Origin of the sequence: Actinacidiphila alni, assembly GCF_900112845.1 — a bacterium.
Lineage (GTDB): Bacteria > Actinomycetota > Actinomycetes > Streptomycetales > Streptomycetaceae > Actinacidiphila > Actinacidiphila alni.
In genome coordinates this window covers 104662-123746 of record NZ_FONG01000023.1, presented here as the reverse complement: position 1 = coordinate 123746, position 19085 = coordinate 104662, and the positions used below count along the sequence as shown (strand labels likewise).

General features: G+C 73.4%; 14 protein-coding genes. 7 read left to right on the top strand and 7 right to left on the bottom strand.

Annotated elements, in window-relative coordinates:
* Positions 1-59: 59 nt before the first annotated feature.
* Positions 60-1088 carry a carbohydrate kinase family protein gene (locus BM076_RS29745; RefSeq protein WP_093716829.1) on the bottom strand — a complete coding sequence of 343 codons (1029 nt, stop codon included), beginning with the start codon at positions 1086-1088 and terminating at the stop codon, positions 60-62.
* A gap of 195 nt (positions 1089-1283) precedes the next feature.
* On the opposite strand from BM076_RS29745, the gene BM076_RS29740 reads away from it, so the two are divergent.
* The 4 genes from BM076_RS29740 to BM076_RS29725 all read left to right on the top strand — a co-directional run bounded on the left by BM076_RS29740 (position 1284) and on the right by BM076_RS29725 (position 5308).
* Positions 1284-2291 carry a substrate-binding domain-containing protein gene (locus BM076_RS29740; protein WP_093716828.1) on the top strand — a complete coding sequence of 336 codons (1008 nt, stop codon included), beginning with the start codon at positions 1284-1286 and terminating at the stop codon, positions 2289-2291.
* 72 nt (positions 2292-2363) lie between these two features.
* Positions 2364-3359, top strand: coding sequence for an ABC transporter permease (locus BM076_RS29735; protein ID WP_093716827.1), 996 nt, complete (start codon positions 2364-2366; stop codon positions 3357-3359).
* Positions 3356-4201 carry an ATP-binding cassette domain-containing protein gene (locus BM076_RS29730; protein ID WP_093716826.1) on the top strand — a complete coding sequence of 282 codons (846 nt, stop codon included), beginning with the start codon at positions 3356-3358 and terminating at the stop codon, positions 4199-4201. Before BM076_RS29735 ends, BM076_RS29730 begins: the two co-directional genes overlap by 4 nt.
* A 69-nt stretch (positions 4202-4270) precedes the next feature.
* Positions 4271-5308, top strand: a complete 1038-nt coding sequence (locus tag BM076_RS29725; RefSeq protein WP_093716825.1) for a LacI family DNA-binding transcriptional regulator — start codon at positions 4271-4273, stop codon at positions 5306-5308.
* A gap of 82 nt (positions 5309-5390) precedes the next feature.
* Here the strand turns inward: BM076_RS29725 and BM076_RS29720 are convergent, their stop codons facing one another.
* Complete coding sequence (locus BM076_RS29720; RefSeq protein WP_093716824.1) at positions 5391-6335, bottom strand: NADP-dependent oxidoreductase; 945 nt, start codon at positions 6333-6335, stop codon at positions 5391-5393.
* 181 nt (positions 6336-6516) lie between these two features.
* Between BM076_RS29720 and BM076_RS29715 the strand changes: the two genes are divergently transcribed.
* On the top strand, positions 6517-7017 hold the full coding sequence (locus BM076_RS29715) for a MarR family winged helix-turn-helix transcriptional regulator (protein ID WP_093716823.1): 501 nt from the start codon (positions 6517-6519) through the stop codon (positions 7015-7017).
* 67 nt (positions 7018-7084) lie between these two features.
* On the opposite strand, the gene BM076_RS29710 is transcribed toward BM076_RS29715, so the two are convergent.
* Positions 7085-7864, bottom strand: coding sequence for an NAD(P)H-dependent oxidoreductase (locus BM076_RS29710; RefSeq protein ID WP_093716822.1), 780 nt, complete (start codon positions 7862-7864; stop codon positions 7085-7087).
* 139 nt (positions 7865-8003) lie between these two features.
* Between BM076_RS29710 and BM076_RS29705 the strand changes: the two genes are divergently transcribed.
* Positions 8004-8924, top strand: a complete 921-nt coding sequence (locus BM076_RS29705) for a helix-turn-helix transcriptional regulator (protein WP_245796504.1) — start codon at positions 8004-8006, stop codon at positions 8922-8924.
* On the opposite strand, the gene BM076_RS29700 is transcribed toward BM076_RS29705, so the two are convergent.
* Positions 8849-10021 carry a DUF5937 family protein gene (locus tag BM076_RS29700; RefSeq protein ID WP_093716849.1) on the bottom strand — a complete coding sequence of 391 codons (1173 nt, stop codon included), beginning with the start codon at positions 10019-10021 and terminating at the stop codon, positions 8849-8851. The genes BM076_RS29705 and BM076_RS29700 overlap by 76 nt on opposite strands.
* 99 nt (positions 10022-10120) lie before the next feature.
* Between BM076_RS29700 and BM076_RS29695 the strand changes: the two genes are divergently transcribed.
* Positions 10121-11392 carry an MFS transporter gene (locus tag BM076_RS29695; protein ID WP_093716821.1) on the top strand — a complete coding sequence of 424 codons (1272 nt, stop codon included), beginning with the start codon at positions 10121-10123 and terminating at the stop codon, positions 11390-11392.
* On the opposite strand, the gene lanKC is transcribed toward BM076_RS29695, so the two are convergent.
* The 3 genes from lanKC to BM076_RS35820 form a co-directional block, all read right to left on the bottom strand.
* Positions 11393-13978: a class III lanthionine synthetase LanKC gene (gene lanKC, locus BM076_RS29690; RefSeq protein ID WP_093716820.1), complete on the bottom strand. Its 2586-nt coding sequence runs from the start codon at positions 13976-13978 to the stop codon at positions 11393-11395. It abuts the gene before it with no gap.
* A gap of 269 nt (positions 13979-14247) precedes the next feature.
* Complete coding sequence (locus BM076_RS29685; protein WP_093716819.1) at positions 14248-16785, bottom strand: lanthionine synthetase C family protein; 2538 nt, start codon at positions 16783-16785, stop codon at positions 14248-14250.
* Entirely contained in the window at positions 16782-19019 is a 2238-nt protein-coding gene (locus tag BM076_RS35820) for a peptidase domain-containing ABC transporter (protein WP_177246679.1), read from the bottom strand. The genes BM076_RS29685 and BM076_RS35820 overlap by 4 nt, the downstream gene beginning before the upstream one ends.
* Between the last annotated feature and the right edge of the window lie 66 nt (positions 19020-19085).

Here is a 19085-nt window from a genome sequence, read left to right as displayed (position 1 = left end):
AACCGGGCACGCCCGTCAACACTTCGGGCACGATTGGCAGATGAACGGGCACGGCCGGATCACCGTACGGCCGGCGGCGCCGCGTCGCCTGCGGCATCACCCGCCGCTTCGCCCGCCATGTCGCCCGCCGCGCCGTCCGTCATCGCGTCGACCTGCCGCGCCCAGGGCGGGTTGGGACCGGGAACGGCGCAGGTCAGCGCGGCCACCCGGACGGCGTACCGGCAGGCGTCGGCCACCGCGTCGAGCGTCGCCGCGGCCAGCCGGCCGCCCAACAGGCCCTGCGCGCCGAGCCGGTGGAGCAGGCCCGCGGTGAAGGAGTCCCCGGCGCCGACGGTGTCCACCACCTCGACCGGGACGCCCGGCACGTCGGCGCGGCGGCCGTCCAGCGAGATCGTGACGCCGCCGGCGCCGCGGGTGACCACCACCAGGCGTGCCCCCGCACGGTGGAAGTCGTCGCAGGCGGCGGCCGGTGGGACTCCGGGGCGGAGCGTGCGCAGGTCGTCCTCGCTCAGCCGCAGGATGTCCGCCAGGGCGCACCAGTGCGGCAGCCGCCGCCGGTAGACGTCCGTATCGACCAGCGCCGTACGGACGTTGGGGTCGATGCTGACGGTCGCGTGCGCCCGGGCGCGGGCCAGGAAGTCCTCCACGGCGGATGCGCCCGGCGCGAGGGCCAGTGCCAGCGAACCGGCGTGCACACACGCCGACCTGCCCGTTCCCGCCGCGGCCAGCTCGGCCTCGGTCCACTGCCAGTCCGCCGTGGCCGTGGCGTGGAAGGTGTAGGCGGCCTGCCCGTCCGGGCCGATGTCGGCGACGGCCAGTGTGCTGGGTTCCCCGGCCGCCACCGCGCCGGACAGATCGACGCCCGAACCCAGCAGGTGCGCCCGGATCGTACGGCCGAAGAGATCGCCGGAGAGCCGGGCCAGCAGCCGGGTCGGCGTCCCCAACCGGGCGAGCCCGACCGCCGTGTTCGCCGGACCGCCGCCCGATTGCATCCGCAGCGCGAGCCCGGACCGGTCAACTCCCGGTGGTGCGGCGAAGATGTCGGCGACGCACTCTCCGACGACGGTGACCTGCGGCGATACGGACATGACGGCTCTCCTCCGGACGGCTGTGGCGTGATCGGCGCGCGCCGGGACTGCCCGCTCGTTACGAACTCGTGACCGGCGTTGGGCATTGACGCGTCCGGAGCGGGACTCCATCATGACCGCGAAGCGGGTGTCAACGATGACAGGTGTCATCGTTGACACCTGGACGTCGTCCTTCTGTAGCTCAGGGAGCGCCCTATGTTCCGCAGATCCCGTCCTGTCGTTGCCGCCGGCCTGGCCTGTTGTGCACTGACCCTGGCCGCGTGCGGCTCCGGATCGGGCTCGTCCTCGTCCGGGTCCGGCGGCGGAAAGGTCAAGGTCGGCCTGATCACCAAGACCGACACCAATCCGTACTTCGTGAAGATGAAGCAGGGCGCGGAACAGGCCGCCAAGAGCGAGGGCGTCTCGCTGATGACGGCGGCGGGCAAGTTCGACGGCGACAACGGCTCGCAGGTCACGGCGTTGGAGAACATGGTCGCCGCCGGGGTGAAGGGCGTGCTGATCACGCCCAACGACTCCAAGGCGATCGTGCCGGCGATAGCGAAGGCGCGGGCGAAGGGCGTTCTGGTGATCGCGCTGGACACCCCGCCGGAGCCGCAGAGTTCGGTGGACGCGCTGTTCGCCACCGACAACGAGAAGGCCGGCGAACTCATCGGGCAGTACGCCAAGGCCGCGATGGCCGGCAAGAAGGCGAAGATCGCCACCATGGACCTGGCGCCCGGCGTCTCGGTCGGTGTCCAGCGGCACGACGGCTTCGTCAAGGGCTTCGGCATCACCGACTCCGACCCGTCGATCGTCTGCTCCCAGGACACCGGCGGCGACCAGGCCAAGGGCCAGACCGCGATGGAGAACTGCCTGCAGAAGGCGCCGGACATCAACCTCGTCTACGCGATCAACGAGCCGGCGGCGCTGGGCGCGTTCACCGCGATCAAGGCCAAGGGCCGGGCGAAGGACGTGATGATCGTCGCGATCGACGGCGGGTGCACCGGTGTGAAGGCGGTCAAGGACGGCACGATCGCGGCAACCGCCCAGCAGTACCCGCTGAAGATGGCGGCCGACGGCGTCAAGGCGGTGGCCGCGTACGGCAAGTCCGGTACGAAGACCAGCGGTTACACCGACACCGGCGTCAACCTCATCACGGACAAGCCGCAGACCGGCATCGATGCCAAGGACTCCGCGTTCGGCCTGGCGAACTGCTGGGGCTGACCGGCCCCGCCGCCCGTTCCGCCCGATCCCGGAACCGCCCGATCCCCGAACCGCACCCGTACAAGGAAGCCGATGACTGCCTCCACCATGACCCCGACCGCGGTGAAGGAGCCGACCGCGGCGCGCCGGCTGCTCACCGCACCGGCCGCAGGTCCGTTCGCGGCTCTGGTCCTCGCCTCGGTGTTCTTCTCGCTGTCCACCGACCAGTTCCTTTCCGGCGGGAACTTCTCGCTGATCCTCCAGCAGGTCATGGTGGTGGGCACGCTCGCCATCGGCCAGACGCTGATCATCCTCACCGCGGGCATCGACCTCGCCTGCGGCGCGATCATGGCGTTCGGCGGCATCCTGCTGGCCAAGCTGGCGGTGAACTCAGGTGTGCCGCCGGTCCTGGCCATCCTGCTCGCCATCGCGGTGTGCGGCGGCTTCGGGCTGGTCAACGGCCTGCTCGTACGGCTCGTGCCGCTGCCGCCGTTCATCGTCACCCTGGGCATGCTGAACATCGCCTTCGCCCTGACCCACATCTACTCCGACGAGCAGACCGTCACCGGTCTGCCGGGACCGCTCACCGCGCTCGGCAAGACCTTCCCGCTGGGCAGGACCGACGTCACCTACGGTTCGCTGCTCACCGTCGGCCTCTTCCTCGTCTTCGCCTACGCGCTCAACGGCACGGCGTGGGGCCGGCACGTCTACGCGCTCGGCAACAGCGCGGAGAGCGCCCGGCTCAGCGGTATCCGCGTCACCCGGCTCACCATCGGCATCTACACGGTGGCCGGTCTGGTCTACGGGGTGGCCGCGCTGCTGCTGGTGTCCCGTACCGGTGTCGGCGACCCGCAGGCCGGCCAGACCGAGAACCTGGACAGCATCACCGCGGTCGTCCTCGGCGGCACCAGCCTGTTCGGTGGCCGGGGAACGGTCCTCGGCACGTTCGTCGGCGTGCTCATCGTCGGCGTCTTCCGCAACGGGCTCCAGCTGATGGGCGTCAGCTCCGTCTACCAGACGCTGGTCACCGGCGTCCTGGTGATCCTCGCGGTCACCGTCGACCAGCTCTCACGGAAGGGCACGCGATGAAGGACAGCGCACCCGAGAAGAAGCCGGAGCCGGTGCTCAGCGCCCGCGGCCTGGTCAAGCGCTACGGTCATGTCACCGCCATCGACGGCGCCGACTTCGAGCTGCTGCCCGGCGAGGTGCTCGCGGTCATCGGCGACAACGGCGCCGGGAAAACCAGCCTGATCAAGGCGCTGACCGGCGCGCTGGTCCCGGACGCGGGCGAGATCCGGCTGCACGGGGAGCCGATCAGATTCAGCGGGCCGCTGGAGGCCAGGCGGCACGGCATCGAGACGGTGTACCAGGACCTGGCCGTCGCCCCCTCGATGGACATCGCGGCCAATATGTTCCTCGGCCGCGAGATCCGGCGGGCCGGGCCGCTCGGCACGGTCTTCCGGATGCTCGACAAGAAGGCGATGCGGCGTGAGTCGGCCGACTACATGGCCGCGCTCCAGATCCGGCTCGGCTCGCTCGGCCAGGCGGTCGAGACCCTGTCCGGCGGCCAGCGGCAGGCCGTGGCGGTGGCGCGGGCCGCCGCGTGGGCGCGCAGCGTCGTGGTGATGGACGAGCCGACGGCCGCGCTCGGGGTCAAGGAGTCCGCGCAGGTGCTCGACCTGATCCGGCGGGTCCGGGACAAGGGCATCCCGGTGATCCTGATCAGCCACAACATGCCGCATGTCTTCGAGATCGCCGACCGTATCCATGTGCACCGCCTGGGCCGCCGCGAGGCGCTGATCAAGCCGGCCGACTACAGCATGGCCGAGGTGGTGGCGATCATGACGGGTGCGCTGAGCGTCACGGCCGACGGAGGTACGGTCGTCTCCGATGACGAAGCAGCTTCCGCCGCCGGAGTGCGGCGCGGCTGAACCACGACCGACCGCGCGGCCCGGTGCGTCCCAGGCACCGGGCCGCCGATGCCTGCAGAAAGGTGGCGTATGACGCCCGCCCGCCGCCCCACCCTCGCCGATGTTGCCAAGGCGGTGGGCGTCAGCGCCAAGACGGTGTCCCGGGTACTCAACGAGGACGGGCCCAGCTCCGCCGAGACCAGGAAGCGGGTGCTCGCGGCCGTCGCGGAACTCGGCTTCCAGCCCAATCTGATGGCCAGGAGCATCCGGGTCGGCGGCCCCGACACCACGGTGGGCCTGGTCGTCCCCGATCTGAGCAACCCGTTCTTCGGCGCCGTGGCCTCGGGCATCGAGGAGGTGGTCGACGACCGGGGGCTGATGCTGCTGATGGGTTCCTCGCAGGACGATCCGGGGCGCGAGCACACCCTGACCCAGACGTTCCTGGCCCGGCGGGTCAGCGTGCTGATGGTGGTGCCCTCGGTCGGCGCGGACCACACCCATCTCAAGGCGCCGCGGGCCGCGGGGATGCCGGTGGTCTTCATCGACCGGCCGGGCAGCGGCCTCACCACGGACACCGTGGTCAGTTCCAACCGCGCGGGCGCCAGAACGGGCGTGGCCCGGCTGATCGCCGGCGGCCACCGCAGGATCGGTTTCGTGGGGGACCTGCCGACCCGGCTGTACACCCGTCGCGAGCGCATGGCGGGCTACCGCGAGGCGCTGGCGGAGGGCGGTCTGCCGTACGACCGGCGGCTGGTGGCCAGCGCGCACCACCCGGAGGGCTCCGCCGAGGCGACCGCCCGGCTGCTGGCGCTCCCGGACCCGCCGACCGCGCTGCTGGCGGGCAACAACTTCATGACGCTCGGCGTGATCAGCGAACTGGCCCGCGCCGGCCGCAAGGACATCGCGGTCGTGGCGTTCGACGACCTGCCCATGGCCGAGAGCCTCCAGCCTGGGCTCACGGTCATTGCCCAGGACCCGAAGACGCTCGGCGTCTCGGCGGGGCGCATCGCCCTGCGGCGGATGGACGGCGACCGGTCACGCGCGCAGACGCTGACCATCCCCACCCGGCTGATCCCCCGCGGCTCGGGCGAACTGCCCGCACTCAACGGCGTCCGGTCCGGCGTCTGACCGGGCCGGGCACCGGCCCGGGTGTCGTGGCGACCGCCCGCCGGGGGCCGGAGGTGGCCGCCCGCCGGGGGCCGGACGGGCGTCAGACGGCGGGCGGGACGACGACGGCCTTGCCGTGCACCGCGCCCGCGGCGGCCCGTGCGTGCAGGGCCGGCAGCTCGGCCAGCGGCACCCGCTCGGCGACCTCGACCCGCAGTTCGGCGGCGTCGACCAGGGCCACCAGCTCCGCGAGCTGCCCGGCGTCGCTGCGGACGAACAGGTCGATGCCGCGCACGCCGCGTTCCTCGTCGCCGGGCGCCGGCATCCACACGGTCGTGTTCACCAGGACACCGCCGGGGCGGACGAGGGTGACCAGCGCGGCGAGGTCGGCCGGTTCGACGGGCGCGAGATTGAGCACCACGTCGACCGGTTCGGTCACCGCCGCGGTCACACCGGTGGCGGTGCGGTCGACGATGTCATCGGCGCCCGCCGCCCTGACCGCCGCGGCGCTGCGCGGGCTCGCCGTGGCGATCACATGGGCTCCGGCTCGCTTGGCCAGCTGGACGGCGTAGCCGCCGACCGCTCCCCCGGCGCCGTTGATCAGCACCCGCTGTCCCGCCGCCAGCTTCGCGTGGTCGAACAGCGCCTGCCACGCGGTGAGGCCCACCACCGGCAGCGCCGCGGCGTCGGGCAGCGGAATGCTCGTTGGCGCCGGGGTCAGGACGGCAGCCGAGGCGAGGACGTACTGCGCGGCGGCGCCGTCGCCGTCCATCGGCAGGAAGCCGATGACCGCGGCGCCGGTCTCGAACCCGTCGACACCTTCGCCCACCGCGTCGACCGTGCCCGCGACGTCGATGCCCGGGGTGTGCGGCAGCGAGGTCGGGATGGGGCCGCGCATGAAGCCGCCGCGGATGTTGCCGTCGACGGAGTTGAACGATGTCGCGGCGACCCGGATCCGGACCTGTCCCGCGCCGGGTACCGGCTGCTCCGTGTCCTCGTACCGCAGGACGTCGGGGTCGCCGTAGTCGTGGAAGCGCACTGCCTTCATCGGACTTCTCGCTCTCATCGAGATATTGCTTCGAATCCGAAGCATCTGTCGACGACGCTACTCCTGCTTCGAATTTGAAGCAAGTGGTGTCGGTCACCGCCGGGCCGGGCCGGGTGGTACGGCACGGCTCACCGCGTGCGACGCGCCTCGATCTTCGAATTCGAAGCAGTAGACTCGGCCCATGCCCGACTCCCGGCCGTCGCTCGATCCCCTGCAGCTCGGCACCTACTTCGACCTCATCGAGGTGGTCAGCCTGCTCCGGCACTCGGTCGAGCAGCAGCTGCGCGAGGCCGGCGATCTCAGCTATGTGCAGTTCCAGCTGCTGGCCCGCCTCGGGGACTCGCCGACGGGCAGCCACCGCATGACCGATCTGGCCGACGGCGTCGTCTACAGCCGCAGCGGCCTGACGTACCAGGCGGGTCTCCTGGAGAAGTCGGGTCTTGTCGTGCGCGCCCCCTCGCCGGACGACGAGCGGAGCGTCACGGTCACCATCACCGATGCCGGACGGGCGCTGCTGGCGAAGGTGCTGCCGGGGCACATCGAGGTGGTCAGCGGCCAGCTCTTCGCACCGCTCTCGCGCGACGACGTCAAGACCCTCGCCGAACTGCTGGCGCCGGTGCGCGACCACATGCGCGCGACACCCCCGCGCTCGGCCGCGCCCCGGCGCCGCAAGGGCGCGTAGGCACGCCGCGCGCCGGACCGGCTACCGGCCGAATCGGTCCCGTGTGCCGGACCCGCCGCGCGTCGTGTCAGCCGCGGACGTGCAGGCCGAAGCCGGTGCGGCCCGCGGGCTCCAGGCCCTCCTTCAAGTGCAGCGAGGGGATCTCGTAGTCGCCGAAATTCTGTGGGCGGAAGGGGATCGGTTCGGTCGTCTCCAGGGTGAGCAGGCGCTGCCGCCAGGCCGCGGCGACACCCGGGTGGTCCGCCGCGGTCATCCGGTCGGTGCCGTACAGCACGAAGGGCGGCAGCACCTCGATGCCCGGGTAGTAGAGGATGCCGTGCTGGATCGGGAAGAGCAGGTCATCGACCGGGCCGTTGATGCCGCGGGCGGCGTAGTGCGAGCGCGGGCCGCCCGCGGTCACCGACAGCAGCGCCCGCCGGCCGGCGAGGGTGCCCTCGCCGAAGCGCTCGCCGTATTTTGTGTCGCTGTGCTCGCCGACGCCGTAGGCGAAGCGGTAGGTGAACACCCGGTCCACCCAGCCCTTGAGGATCGCGGGCATCGCGTACCACCACAGCGGGAACTGGAAAATGATCGTGTCGGCCCACAGCAGCTTGTCCTGTTCGGCGCGGACGTCGGGGGTGAGGGCGCCGGCGTCGAAGGCCCGGCCGGAGTCGGCGGCGACCTTCAGCGGGCTGGAGGCGTGCGGGCCGTAGTCCGCGGCGTCCACGACGGCCTTCCACTTCATGGCGTACAGGTCGCTCACCCGCACCTCGTGCCCGGCGCCGCGCAGGGTGGACACGGCGAGGTCCTTCAGCGCGCCGTTGAGCGACTTCGGCTCCGGGTGGGCGTGCACGATCAGCGTCTTCACGGGTACTCCTCGGGATCGGATGCCTCCGATTCTTGGCGCCGCGGCGCCCGGTATTCAGGGGCGCCGCCACCGTCGGACCGGGCTTCCTGGTAACGGCAGGACCACCCTCACCGGCGGAAGCCGTAGCCATACTGGGCGGATGGACGATCTCGCGGGCTTTCTGCGGACCCGGCGCGCCCGGGTCGATCCGGCGGCCGTCGACATCCCCACCGACGGCCGGCGCCGGGTGGCGGGGCTGCGCCGCGAGGAGGTTGCGCATCTGTCGGGGGTGAGCGTCGACTACTACGTGCGTCTGGAGCAGGGCCGCGCGACCCAGCCGTCGGAGCAGGTCCTGGACGCGCTCGCCCGGGTGCTCGGCCTCGACGAGACCGAACGCGGACATCTGTACCGGCTGGCCCGGCAGCGCCGCCGCCGCGCGAAGGCGCCGGGCGGCCGGGTGCGGCCCGAACTGCTGCGCGTCCTCAGTCTGGTGACCGACGCGCCCGCGCTGGTCATGGACCACCGGATGGACGTGGTGGCCGGGAACCGGCTGGCCGGGCTGCTGTACGGGCGGCCGATCCCGGGGCTGAACACCGCCCGGCACATCTTCCTGGAGGAGACCGAGCGCGGTCTGTACGCCGACTGGGACACCTGCACGCTCGACGTGGTCGGTCATCTGCGCCTGGCCGCGGGAAAATACCCCGACGACCGTCGACTGGCGTCGCTCATCGGCGAGTTGGCGATGGGCAGCGAGCGCTTCCGCCGGCTGTGGGCGCGGGCGGACGTGCGGGCCCGCACCCACGGCCGCAAGGCGTACCGGCACCCGCTGGTGGGGCTGCTCGAATTCCACCAGGAGAATTTCGCGCTGCCGGACGCCTCCGGCATGGAAATGCTGGTGCTGGCCGCGGCCCCCGGCGGCCCCACCGAGGACGCGCTCCGCCTGCTCGCGGGACTGGACGCCGGCCAGGGGGCGGGACCGGTCGCGGGCGGCGGCGCCCCGACGCCTCAGCGCAGCACGGCCGACAGCAGATCAGCGCCGAGCGTCGTCAGCGCGGTGGCGTCCAGCGAATACCGCACGTAACGGCCGTGCCGCTGCGCGTCGAGCAGTCCCGCCCGGCGCAATTCCGCGAGGTGGCGCGAGACTTCGGGGGCGGTCAGGCCCCACGCGTCGGCCAGTTCGCCGGTGGTGTGCGGACCGCGCGCCAGGGTCCGCACCAGCCGCAGCCGTACCGGGTGAGCCAGTGCTTTGAGCCGGCGTTCGACGATGCCCAGGGAGACCACGGGATCCGCCGTGCCGCGTTCGTCGGCGACCGGATACTGGAGCACCGGGCGCCGGGTGTGCGCGTGCACGGCCACCAGATGCGGTGTGCCGAAGACGGTCGGGATGAAGGTGACGCCCGTCCGCCGGGCGGTGATCGTGGCGTCCTGGAGCTTGTCCACGACGATGTGCGCGCCGCCGACGGGACCGGGCTTCCGTCCCGACCGCGCCTCACCTGACCGGCCTTCACCGTCGTGCTCTCCCCCGCCGTGTCCGTGACCGGGGACGAGGACCACGGCGGCCGACACCGACGCGAGGGTGTCGGCCAGGCCCTTGCGCGCGAGCAGATCGTTCTTCACGCGTACGTCTGTCGCCAGGCGCGCCGCCAGCGCGGGCCACGCGGCGTCGAAGAACGCGTCGGCGCACTGCTCCAGCGTGCCGCGCACCCGCCTTCGTACGGCCGCCGGATCGGTCAGCAGCCGCTCGGCGAAGGCTTCCTGGACGGCGCCGCGCGCCTGTGCCCGCTCCAGCGCGCGGTCGCGGGCGGCGCTGTCGGTGAGCGGCGAGGCGTCGCCGAAGTGGACCCGGTCGTTGCCGCAGGTGGTCACCAGCGCCGCCGCCACATACCTCTCGTCGTCGATCCGGTCGACGTCGTCCAGTTCCTCGGGCAGGGTCGGGCGCGGCCGGGCGGGGAGCAGGAAGTCGGCGCGCGAGGAGCGCCACAGGAATTCCGCCTCCAGCAGCCGCTCCGCCAGCTCCGGCCGCAGCCGCCCGCGGACGTCGGCCGTCCAGCCGGCCAGGTGCGGGTGGTGGCCGGCGGCGGACAGCGCGTGCAGCATCGCGGTCAGTTCGGCCAGCGGCGACGCGGCGAAGCGCAGCCGGGTGGTCGGCAGTCCTGTGATGTCGATACGCAGCGCCATGTCCCGATTGTCACCGGTGGCGCCGGCCTGTGGCACGTCGGTTGACGGGATCCGTCAACCCGTACGGCGCCGGGCCCGCCCGGCCGCACGGTGGCGGGTATGAAGACCACGCCGCAGACCGCCGCCCCGCCGGGGACCGCCGCTCCCGATTCCGCACCGCCCGCGCCGCCGGAAGCCGTCAGGCCCCGCGTACGGGACCTGCTGCGGGCCTCGGGCGGCGGGCGCTACACCGTCGCGCTGGCGGTGGACGCGCTCGGCAACGGCATGCTGCGGCCGTTCCTGCTGCTCTACGGGGTCGAGGTGCTGCGGCTGTCCGCGCCGCGGGCCGGTGCGGCCATGACGCTCGGTGTGGTCGGCGGGCTGTGCGCCACCCCCGCCGTCGGCCGGCTGCTCGACCGGGGAGCGCGCAGCTCCGTCGTCGCCGCGGCGATGCTGATCCGCGTGCTCGGCACGCTCCTGCTGCTCGCCGCCCCGGCGGGCGACATCGCGCCGTTCACGGCGGCGGCGCTCTTCCTGGGCATCGGCAATCAGGCCATGCCCGCCGCGCACTCCGCCCTCGTCGCCACCATGTCCTGCGGGCGGCGACGGGACGCGGCGCTGGCCGCCGCGCGCTCCGTCCGCAACGCGGGCATGGGGCTCGGCGCGCTCGTCACCACCGCCTGCCTGGCGGGCGGTCCGTCCGCGCTGCGCGTCCTCGCGGCGGCGACCGGTGCCGGCTTTCTGCTCGCGGGGACGCTCGCGGCGTCGGTACGGGTGCGCGCGGGCGCGGCGGCCACCGGACGGCCCGGACGGCGGTCGGGGCCCGTGCCGGGAATGCGCGCCCTGCTGTCGGCGAACGTGGTCTACGCCTTCTGCCTCAATGTGCCCGAGATCGCGCTGCCGCTCGTCGTGGTGAGCATGCTGCACGCCTCTCCGATGTGGGCGGCCGGGATCTTCGTCACCAACACGGTGCTCGTGGTCACGCTCCAGGTCCCGGTCACCGTACGGATGGCACGCTTCTCCCGGCACAGGGCGATGGCGATCGGCGGCCTCGTCATCGCGGCGTCCTACCTGGGCTTCCTCGCCGCCGCCACGCTCGGGCGCGGCGCCTGCGCCCCGGCCGTCGCCGCCGTGTCTGTGCTCTGCACCCTCGGCGAGATCGTCTACGCCGGCAGTGCCGGGCCGCTGCTGCTGGAGCTGGCGCCCCCGGCCGCGGTCGGCAGGGCCCTCGCCCGCTTCCAGCTCTCCACCGGTCTCGGCCTCGCCGTCTCGCCCGTGGTGATCACCGCCCTCGCCGCCCACGGCGCCGCCGCCCTCTGGCTCACGCTGACCGCCGTGACGCTCCCGGCGGCGTACGCGGTCGGCCGCCGCCCGGGGCGCCCGGCGGACTGATCACGCCCCGGACCGGGCGCGGCCGCTCAGCCGGTCGAGGCTGAACAGCCGGTCCTCGCCCGCGCCGGGGGCACGGCCCGCGTCGGGAGCACCGGCCGCGTCGAGGACCTGGTCGAGGAAGAGGAGAATGCCCGCGCCGCCGCTCCACAGGTCCGCGCTGAACCGTTTGGCCTTGTCGCCGTGGAATCTGACGCCGGTGTCACCGGGGACGGCGTATTTGAACAGCGCCCTGGCCGTACGGAGCGCGTCGCTCGCGGAGGTACGGTCGCCGCTGACGCCGGCGTGGTCGGCGAGGGCGAAGCCGAGGCCGGCCAGGCCCTGGTAGAGGCCCGGCATAACGGTGTACGTGGTGCGCAGGCGCGGCAGCAGGTCGCTCTCGACGGCGGCGAGACGGTCGTCGCCGCAGGCCGCGTTGTAGCGGGCGACGGCCCGCAGCATTCCGGCGGTGCCGCAGAAGAGATACGGCATGGACCGGCGGTCCGTGGCCGACGCGGGGAAGTGCGGCGACGCCGAGCCGCCGGGCATCGCCCGGTCGAGTTCGTGGTGCAGCAGCCGCACCCCGCGCGCCAGGTGCGCGGTGTTCCCGGTGACCGCGGCCAGCGGGAGCAGCGCCCAGGCGATGCCGCACCTGCCGTGCAGCCAGCCGGTCGGGTCGTCCTGGCCGAGCAGTCCCGACAGTTCCGCGCCGTCCGGGAGCGCGGACAGCAGCCGCTCCGCGGTCTCGACGTGCCGCTGGTCGCCGGTGTGCCCGAAGAGCGCGAGGTGCGTCATGGCGACCCCGGCGACGCCTTCGGCGAAGCCGGCCCGCCGGCCGGTCAGCGCGTGCGTGGTGGCGGTCGCGAGCAGATCGCGGGCCTCGTCCAGGTGTCCGTGGTCGGCCAGCACCCAGGCGATGCCCGCGAGACCCACGTGCAGGCCGGGCGGCAGGCTCCCCGCGGCGGCGAGCGCGTCACGGCGGAAGCGTTCGACGAGGCGCCCGTCCACGGTCGTGCCGCTGTGCCGCAGCGCGTGCAGGACGCCCGCGGAACCGTAGGCGACGCACACGGTGTTGGTGGCGTAGCCGTCGGGGACGGTCGGGAACAGTGTGTGCTCGCGGTCCGGGTCGGCCATGGCGAGCAGGGCCCGCGCGACCTCGTCGCGCAGCGCGCGGACGTGGCGCCGCGGGTCGGCCGCCACCTCCTCGGGTCCCGGCAGCGGGGCCGGGCCCTCGGCGCGGTGGTAGCGGATCGCGCGTTCCCACAGGGCGGGCGGCACCGTCATCCGTTCCGCGAGGTCGGCCCGCAGGTGCTCCAGTGAGTGGGGGCTGCGGTCGGCGACGGCGAAGGTCGGGCCGAGCATCAGCCGGACCAGCGCGGAGATCCCGTAGTGATCGGGGACGGCGGGGTCGTCCTTCACCAGGTGGGAGGGGGGCGCGTAGCCGTCGGTGGCCACCGACACGCCCTTGTCGCGCAGGCCGCGCGCCGCCTCGAAGTCCACCAGCCGCGGCCGCCCTTCGGCGTCGATCAGCACATTGCCGGGGCTGACGTCGCCGAAGACGTAGCCCAGCGCGTGGAGGGTCCGCAGCTGTTCCTCGAGCGCGGTGATGATGGCCTCGCAGTCGGCGGTGTACCGCTCGCACGCGGACGGCCCCGCCTCCACCTGCGTCACCGGACTGTTCGCGGCCACCCAGGACTTGAGGGTCACGCCCTCGATGAATTCGGTGACCAGGAATTCGTGTTCCCACTCCCGGAAGTAGGCGATCGGCTCGGGGCAGATCGTGGGGTGCGCCTCGTGCAGCGCCCGCAGGGTGTCCCATTCGCGCCGGCCGCGCTCGACGGCGGTGGATCCGTCCCAGGAGAGCCCGGTGTGGTCGCGGGCCTCCTTGACGAAGACCTTGCGGCCGGTGGCCGTCTCCCGTCCGGCGTACGCGCCGCCGCCGTTGCTGTGCCGCACGGCGTGGTCGAAGGCGAAGCCGTGGAAGGACGTGGCCTTGCCGGCCGGACCGCTGTCGGGTGCGAAGGGGTCGGTGATGCCGTCGGGCAGGTGGAACCGCGGTTCGCGGCGGTCGGCGACCAGCCGGCCGTGGCCGTCGCGCAGGACCGGTGTGCCGGTGCCGTCGGGCAGCAGCCGGCGGCGGGGGGTGAAGGAGCCGTAACGGTAGTGGACGACCTGGGAGTCGCCGAAGCGCCGGTCGGTGAGGATGAACTGCCCCTGCTCGGACTCCAGTCGCGCGGCGAGCGCGCTCATCAGCGCGGCGGCGGCCCGTTCGTCGGCCGGGTAGGCGACGACGAGTTTGCCGCTCTGGGTCCGTGCGGCGTGCTTGTGCTGGAGCAGCAGGACGAAACGCGACGCGGCGACGTGCTTGAAGGGGATGTCGCGGGCGAAGCACTCGTCGGCGACCACATCGAGGACGTCGGCGATCCGGTCGGCGCGGGCCGACAGGTGCACCTTCCAGCCCTGGTCGGGCAGCGTCACGCCCGCCCGCCCCCAGGACCGCCACAGATAGCGGTCGTGGGACCGCCAGCCGTCCGGGACCTTCGACGGGCCGTACTCCCGGCCGCGGTCCGCGAGGGTCTCGACGGGCGCGTAGTAGTCGGCGTCGGCCATCGCATAAGTCTGTTCGATCACTGCTGCTGCCTCGCGTTTCCCGGGCGTGGTGGTCGGTGGGTGGTCCGCCCGCGGACGGCCGGGGCGCCGCGTGCCGCGCACGCGTCGCCCCGGCAATGCCTCGCGGCTCAGGCGCAGAGGAACCAGCTGGCGTCGCTGCAGATGAAGTAGCTGCCCTGCTCCTCCTGCAGCTCGTCGGAGGTCGGGATGTCCATCTCCTGGAGGTCGAGGATCTCGTTCATGGGATTTCTCCTGATCTGTTGGGTGCCTTACGGCTTCCGCTCCGTCGGGTGACGGGCGGACATCTGTGGGGTGCGCGCGGGCCCGTGCGGTGCGGTGGGACGTGCCTCGGCGGTGAGGGTGTCGACGCTGAACAGCGGGTCGGGGCGCGGGTCCAGCAGCTGCGAGAGGAAGAGCAGGACGCCGGACGCGCCGCTCCACAATTCGGTGCTGTGGCGCAGCCGCAGGTCCCCGAGGAAGCGGACGGCGTCACCGTGGGGCAGCGCGTGCGCGAACAGGGCGCGCGCCGACTTCCAGGAGGCATCCCGGGCCCGCTCGTCGTCCAGCAGCCGGCCGCATTCGGCCAGGGCGAGGCCGAGACCGGCGAGCCCCTGGAAGAGTCCGGCGTGCGCGACGTAGGTGATCGACGCCTTCCCGATGAGCTTCGGCAACGCCAGGGTCAGCCGTTCGTCGGGTGCGGCGGCCAACTGGCGGGAGGCCGCCAGGAGGAAGCCGGCCGTGCCGCAGTGCAGGTAGTACATGCCCCTGCGGTCCTTGGCGGAGACCGGGAAGACGAGTTCGCCGTTCCCGGACTCACGCGCCCGGTCGAGTTCCTCGTGCAGCAGCCGTACGCCGTCCCGTCGCGGCCGGTCCTCGCCGGTGACGGCCGCGACCTGCTGGAGCGCGTACGCGACGCCGGTCCTGCCGTAGTACAGGCCGGTCATGTCGTGCGGGCCGAGCAGGGCGCTCAGCGGTCCGGGCCGCTCCGGCAGCCGGGTCAGCTCCAGCGCGCGGTCGAGGTGGGTTTCGTCGCGGCTGTGCCGGTAGAGGGCGAGGTGGGCGAGGGCGACGCCCGCCGCGCCCCATGCGAGGGTGGCGGAGTCGCGGGTCAGCGGGTGGCGGTCGGCCGCGCCGAGCAGCTCGCGTGCCTCGTCGTGGCGGCCGAGGTCGGCCAGCACCCAGGCGATGCCGGCCAGGCCCGAATAGAGGCCGGGCGCGAGGGAGCCGGCCCGGCGCAGGGCGTCCTCGCGCAGCCGCCGGACGATCCGGTCGGGGACGGACGTTCCGGCGACGCGCAGCGCGTGCAGCACACCGGCCGTGCCGTAGGCCACGCCGAGGGTGTTGGTCTCGTAGCCCTGCGGGACGGTGGGGAAGACACCCCAGGGGCGGTCGGCCGCCGATTCCACGATGCCCGCCGCGATACGGTCCCGCAGTGCGGTCAGCGCCTTGCGCTCGTCGGCGTCGATCTGTTCGGGGGTGGGGAGCGCGGAGGTGTCAGGGCCGGGTGCGGAGGCGGGGACGTGCCGTGTCGCCGCCCGCCACAAGTCCCGTGGCACCGGGGCCCGTTCGGTCAGGTCGTGCAAGATGTGCGGCAGGACGCCGGGGCTGCGGTCGGCCAGCGGCGCCAGTGGCGTCAGCAGGAGCAGGCCGAGCCGGGCGGCCGTCGCGGCGGGACCACCGGCAGGGACCGGGCCCTGATCGAGCCGGGCGTCACCCGACAACTCGCCCGTGCCTTCCGTACGGACGAGACCGCCGGTCAGCCGGATGCCGTCCGCGCCGTCGACGAGGACGTCGCGCGCCTGGACGCCGTCCACCGGGCAGCCCAGCAGCCACAGCCGGCGCAGGTCCCGTTCCAGCCGGGCCGTCAGGTCCGCGGCGCGCCGGTGGTAGCGCGCCCAGTCCGCCGCCGACGCGGTCGGGTCGGCCAGCGGGCTGTTGGCCACCACCCAGGAGGTCAGCGGGACGCCGCCGACCGCTTCGGCGAGCAGATACGCGTACGGCGGTCCTTCCACGAGGCCGAGCGGGCGCGGGCACAGACCTGGCGCCTCGGCGTGCACGCGGGTCAGGACACGCCACTCCTCGCGCAGCCGGCCGGCCGCCGACCGACGACCGTCACCCGCCGGTCCTGCGGGCGCGAACACCTGCTTGACGAAGATCTCGGACCCGTCCAGCACATGGCGCGCGGTGAAGGCGTATCCGGTGGTGGAGGTGGCCTTGAGCCGCCGTACCTCGAAGCCCTCCGGTGCCGCGGGGGCCGGGGCGGGGCCGTCCATCAGGCCGTCCTCGGTGGAGCGGGTCCCGTCGGGGCGGATCGCGGCCGCGGACGGGGCCGGCACCCGGCCTCGGTGAACGGCCGACGTGCCCGGGTGCCCGGCCCCCGCCGGGTCGGCCGTGAAGACGGCCGCCGCGCGCAGCGTCCGCAGCAGGGCGTCGGAGGCGGCCTCGTCGGCGGGGGCGGCGACACAGAAGCGGCCCGCCTGCGCCCGTGATCCGCGGGGGTGGTTGAGGTGGTCGTGGACGGCGCGGTTCGCGGTGTGCCGGAAGGGCACACCGTGTGCGAAGCACGCACCGGCGAAGGCGTCCAGGACCCAGGGGAGCCGGTCCGGGTCCGCCGAGGCGTACACCCGCAGGTCGCTCTCCCCGAACCGCGGGCCGCCGTCGGGCGTCCACTGCGTCCACCAACCGGTCCTGGTGGCGGTCCAGTTCTGCGGTACGGACCCCGGCCGCAGCTGCGGCGTACGGTCCGCGACGGCGGACGGCGGCAGGTAGTGGTCGGGATCGGCGAAGGTGAACACGTCCACGCTCATGAGGTGACCTCCACCCGCGGGCCGGCCGCGGACGCCGCCAGGTCCTGGCCGGTGCTCACGCCGGCGTCGTGGCCGAACAGGTCGCGGTAGAGCCCGGGCCGGGCGATCAACCGGTGGTGGTCGCCGCGCTGGACGATCCGGCCCTGGTCCAGGGCGATGATCTGGTCGGCGTTGCGCACGGCGTTGACGCGGTGGGAGATGACGACGCGGGTGATGGACAGTTCGCTGAGCGCCGCGTCCACCCGGCGCTCGGTCTCCGGGTCGAGATGGCTGGTCGCCTCGTCGAGCAGCAGCAGCCGCGGCCGGTGGATCAGGGCCCGGGCGAGCGCGACGCGTTGGCGCTGGCCCGCCGACAGTCCGGTGCCGCCCTCGCCGACCGCCGTGTCGTAGCTCATCGGCAGCGCCATGACGTCGTCGTGCAGCCCGGCGAGCCGCGCCGCCCTGACGATCTCGTCGATTCCGGCGTCCGGTCTGCTGAGCACCAGATTGTCCCGGATCGAACCGTCGAACAGCGTGAGGTCCTGGAGCACGGCGCCGCAGTGCGAGCGCAGGTCGGGCAGGTCCAGGTCGGCCAGCGCGACACCGTCGTGCCGGATCTCGCCGCGTTCGGGCAGTTGCAGGCCGAGGAGCAGCGCGCCGAGCGTGCTCTTGCCCGAGCCGGTCCTGCCGACGATGGCCGTCTTCCGGCCGGCCGCGACGGTGAAGGTGATGTCCTCCAGGGTCGGGCGGCGGCCTCCCGGGTAGCGGAAGGTGACACCGGTCAGGGAGACGGCGGAGGCTGCCGCCGCCGGCAGCCGGACCGTGCCGGACCGCTCGCGCGGCGCGTCGAGGACGTCGAAGACCCGCTCCACCTGTGCCCTGATGCCCTGGTACATCTGGCCGGAGGTGGCGAAGGTCTCGACGGGGCCGAGGACGGACAGCGCGATCGCGTTGTCGGCGAGCATCGTGCCGACGCTCATGCGGTGGTTGAGCACCAGCCACGCCCCCAGCCAGAGCAGCGCCAGCGGCCCGAACATGCTCAGGCCCTTCTGGGCGCCGGTCAGCCAGGCGCTCCACCGGCCGCGCCGCGCGCTCGCCTTCTGATACGTCGTGAACAGCCGCTCCCAGCGGTCGGTGGCGCGCCGCTCCACTCCGTTGGCCTTCAGCGCGCTGATCGCTTCGAGGGCCTCCACGAGGTAGCCCTGCTCCTCGGTCTTGGCCGCCAGCTCCTGTTGCGCGAGGAGCCGGGTCCTGCGGTAGCTGCCGGTGACGACGGCGAGCTGGAGCAGGAAGAGGGGGACCACGGCCGCGGCGAACAGCGGCGCGGTCACCAGCAGGCCGATGACGTATCCGGAGAGCAGGCAGCCGTCGAGGACGGTGGTGAGGAGTTGCTGGGTCAGTGCTTCCCGGGTCGAGGAGACGCTGGCCAGCCGCATCAGCAGGTCGCCGCGGCCCCGGTCGCCGAAGAAGCCGAGCGGCAGGGCGAACAGATGCGTCACGAATTCCCGGCTCAGCCGCTGGTCACCGCGGACGCGCAGGGCGAGCATCGCCAGGCCGCGGGCCGCGGCGAGCAGTCCGCACAGCACCGCGACGACCACCGCGGCCAGGAAGAGGAAGCCGAGCGAGGCGACGTGGTGGCCGGGGATGACCGAGTCGACGACGGCCTTGGTCGCCAACGGGGCCGCAAGTCCCAGCCCTTGGAGGCCGGCGGCGAGCAGCGCGGCGAGCGCGAGCCGGCGCCTGCCGCCGGGCAGGGCGACGAACTGCCGCAGGTAGCGCGCCATCGGCAGGTCCCTGAGGGCCGTCCGCCGGCGGGTGAAGTCCGGGCCCGGCGCGAAGCGCAGCAGCACCCCGCCGTACGCCGCGGCGAATTCGGTACGGGTCAGCCGGCGTCGCCCGGCGCCGGGGTCGGCGCACCGGACGTGCGAGGCCGACACCTTCGTCACCACGACGAAGTGGTGCCGGGACAAGTACGCGATCACCGGGCCGTTCTGCGGCCGCGCCCACGCCTCGTCGGAGGTGTCCACCGTCGCCCGGAGGCCGAACGTCGCCGCGGCCCGCGCGATGTCGCGGACGGAGACCCCGTCGCGTCCCAGCTCCAGGCTCGCGCGGCTCTCGGGCACCGACGTCTGCCGGCCGTACGAGCTGAGCACCATCGCCAGGCACGCCGCGCCGCACTCGGTCCTGCTCAGCTGGACCCGCAGCGGGACCCGCCGGGCAGGCCGCGGGCGGCCCGCGAACGGTGGGAGGCTCATCGGCTGTTCCTCCAGGGTGGATGGACGGATGCGGCGCTTTTGTGTGCGGTGCGCATTTGTGTGCGT

Excerpts from the sequence above, each read along its gene's own strand:
- BM076_RS29735 (WP_093716827.1), top strand. The coding sequence starts at position 2,364 with ATGACTGCCTCCACCATGACCCCGACCGCGGTGAAGGAGCCGACCGCG.
- lanKC (WP_093716820.1), bottom strand. The coding sequence starts at position 13,978 with ATGGCCGACGCCGACTACTACGCGCCCGTCGAGACCCTCGCGGACCGC.
- BM076_RS29715 (WP_093716823.1), top strand. The coding sequence starts at position 6,517 with ATGCCCGACTCCCGGCCGTCGCTCGATCCCCTGCAGCTCGGCACCTAC.
- BM076_RS29705 (WP_245796504.1), top strand. The coding sequence starts at position 8,004 with ATGGACGATCTCGCGGGCTTTCTGCGGACCCGGCGCGCCCGGGTCGAT.
- BM076_RS29725 (WP_093716825.1), top strand. The coding sequence starts at position 4,271 with ATGACGCCCGCCCGCCGCCCCACCCTCGCCGATGTTGCCAAGGCGGTG.
- BM076_RS29700 (WP_093716849.1), bottom strand. The coding sequence starts at position 10,021 with ATGGCGCTGCGTATCGACATCACAGGACTGCCGACCACCCGGCTGCGC.
- BM076_RS29740 (WP_093716828.1), top strand. The coding sequence starts at position 1,284 with ATGTTCCGCAGATCCCGTCCTGTCGTTGCCGCCGGCCTGGCCTGTTGT.
- BM076_RS29685 (WP_093716819.1), bottom strand. The coding sequence starts at position 16,785 with ATGAGCGTGGACGTGTTCACCTTCGCCGATCCCGACCACTACCTGCCG.
- BM076_RS29745 (WP_093716829.1), bottom strand. The coding sequence starts at position 1,088 with ATGTCCGTATCGCCGCAGGTCACCGTCGTCGGAGAGTGCGTCGCCGAC.
- BM076_RS35820 (WP_177246679.1), bottom strand. The coding sequence starts at position 19,019 with ATGAGCCTCCCACCGTTCGCGGGCCGCCCGCGGCCTGCCCGGCGGGTC.
- BM076_RS29730 (WP_093716826.1), top strand. The coding sequence starts at position 3,356 with ATGAAGGACAGCGCACCCGAGAAGAAGCCGGAGCCGGTGCTCAGCGCC.
- BM076_RS29695 (WP_093716821.1), top strand. The coding sequence starts at position 10,121 with ATGAAGACCACGCCGCAGACCGCCGCCCCGCCGGGGACCGCCGCTCCC.
- BM076_RS29720 (WP_093716824.1), bottom strand. The coding sequence starts at position 6,335 with ATGAAGGCAGTGCGCTTCCACGACTACGGCGACCCCGACGTCCTGCGG.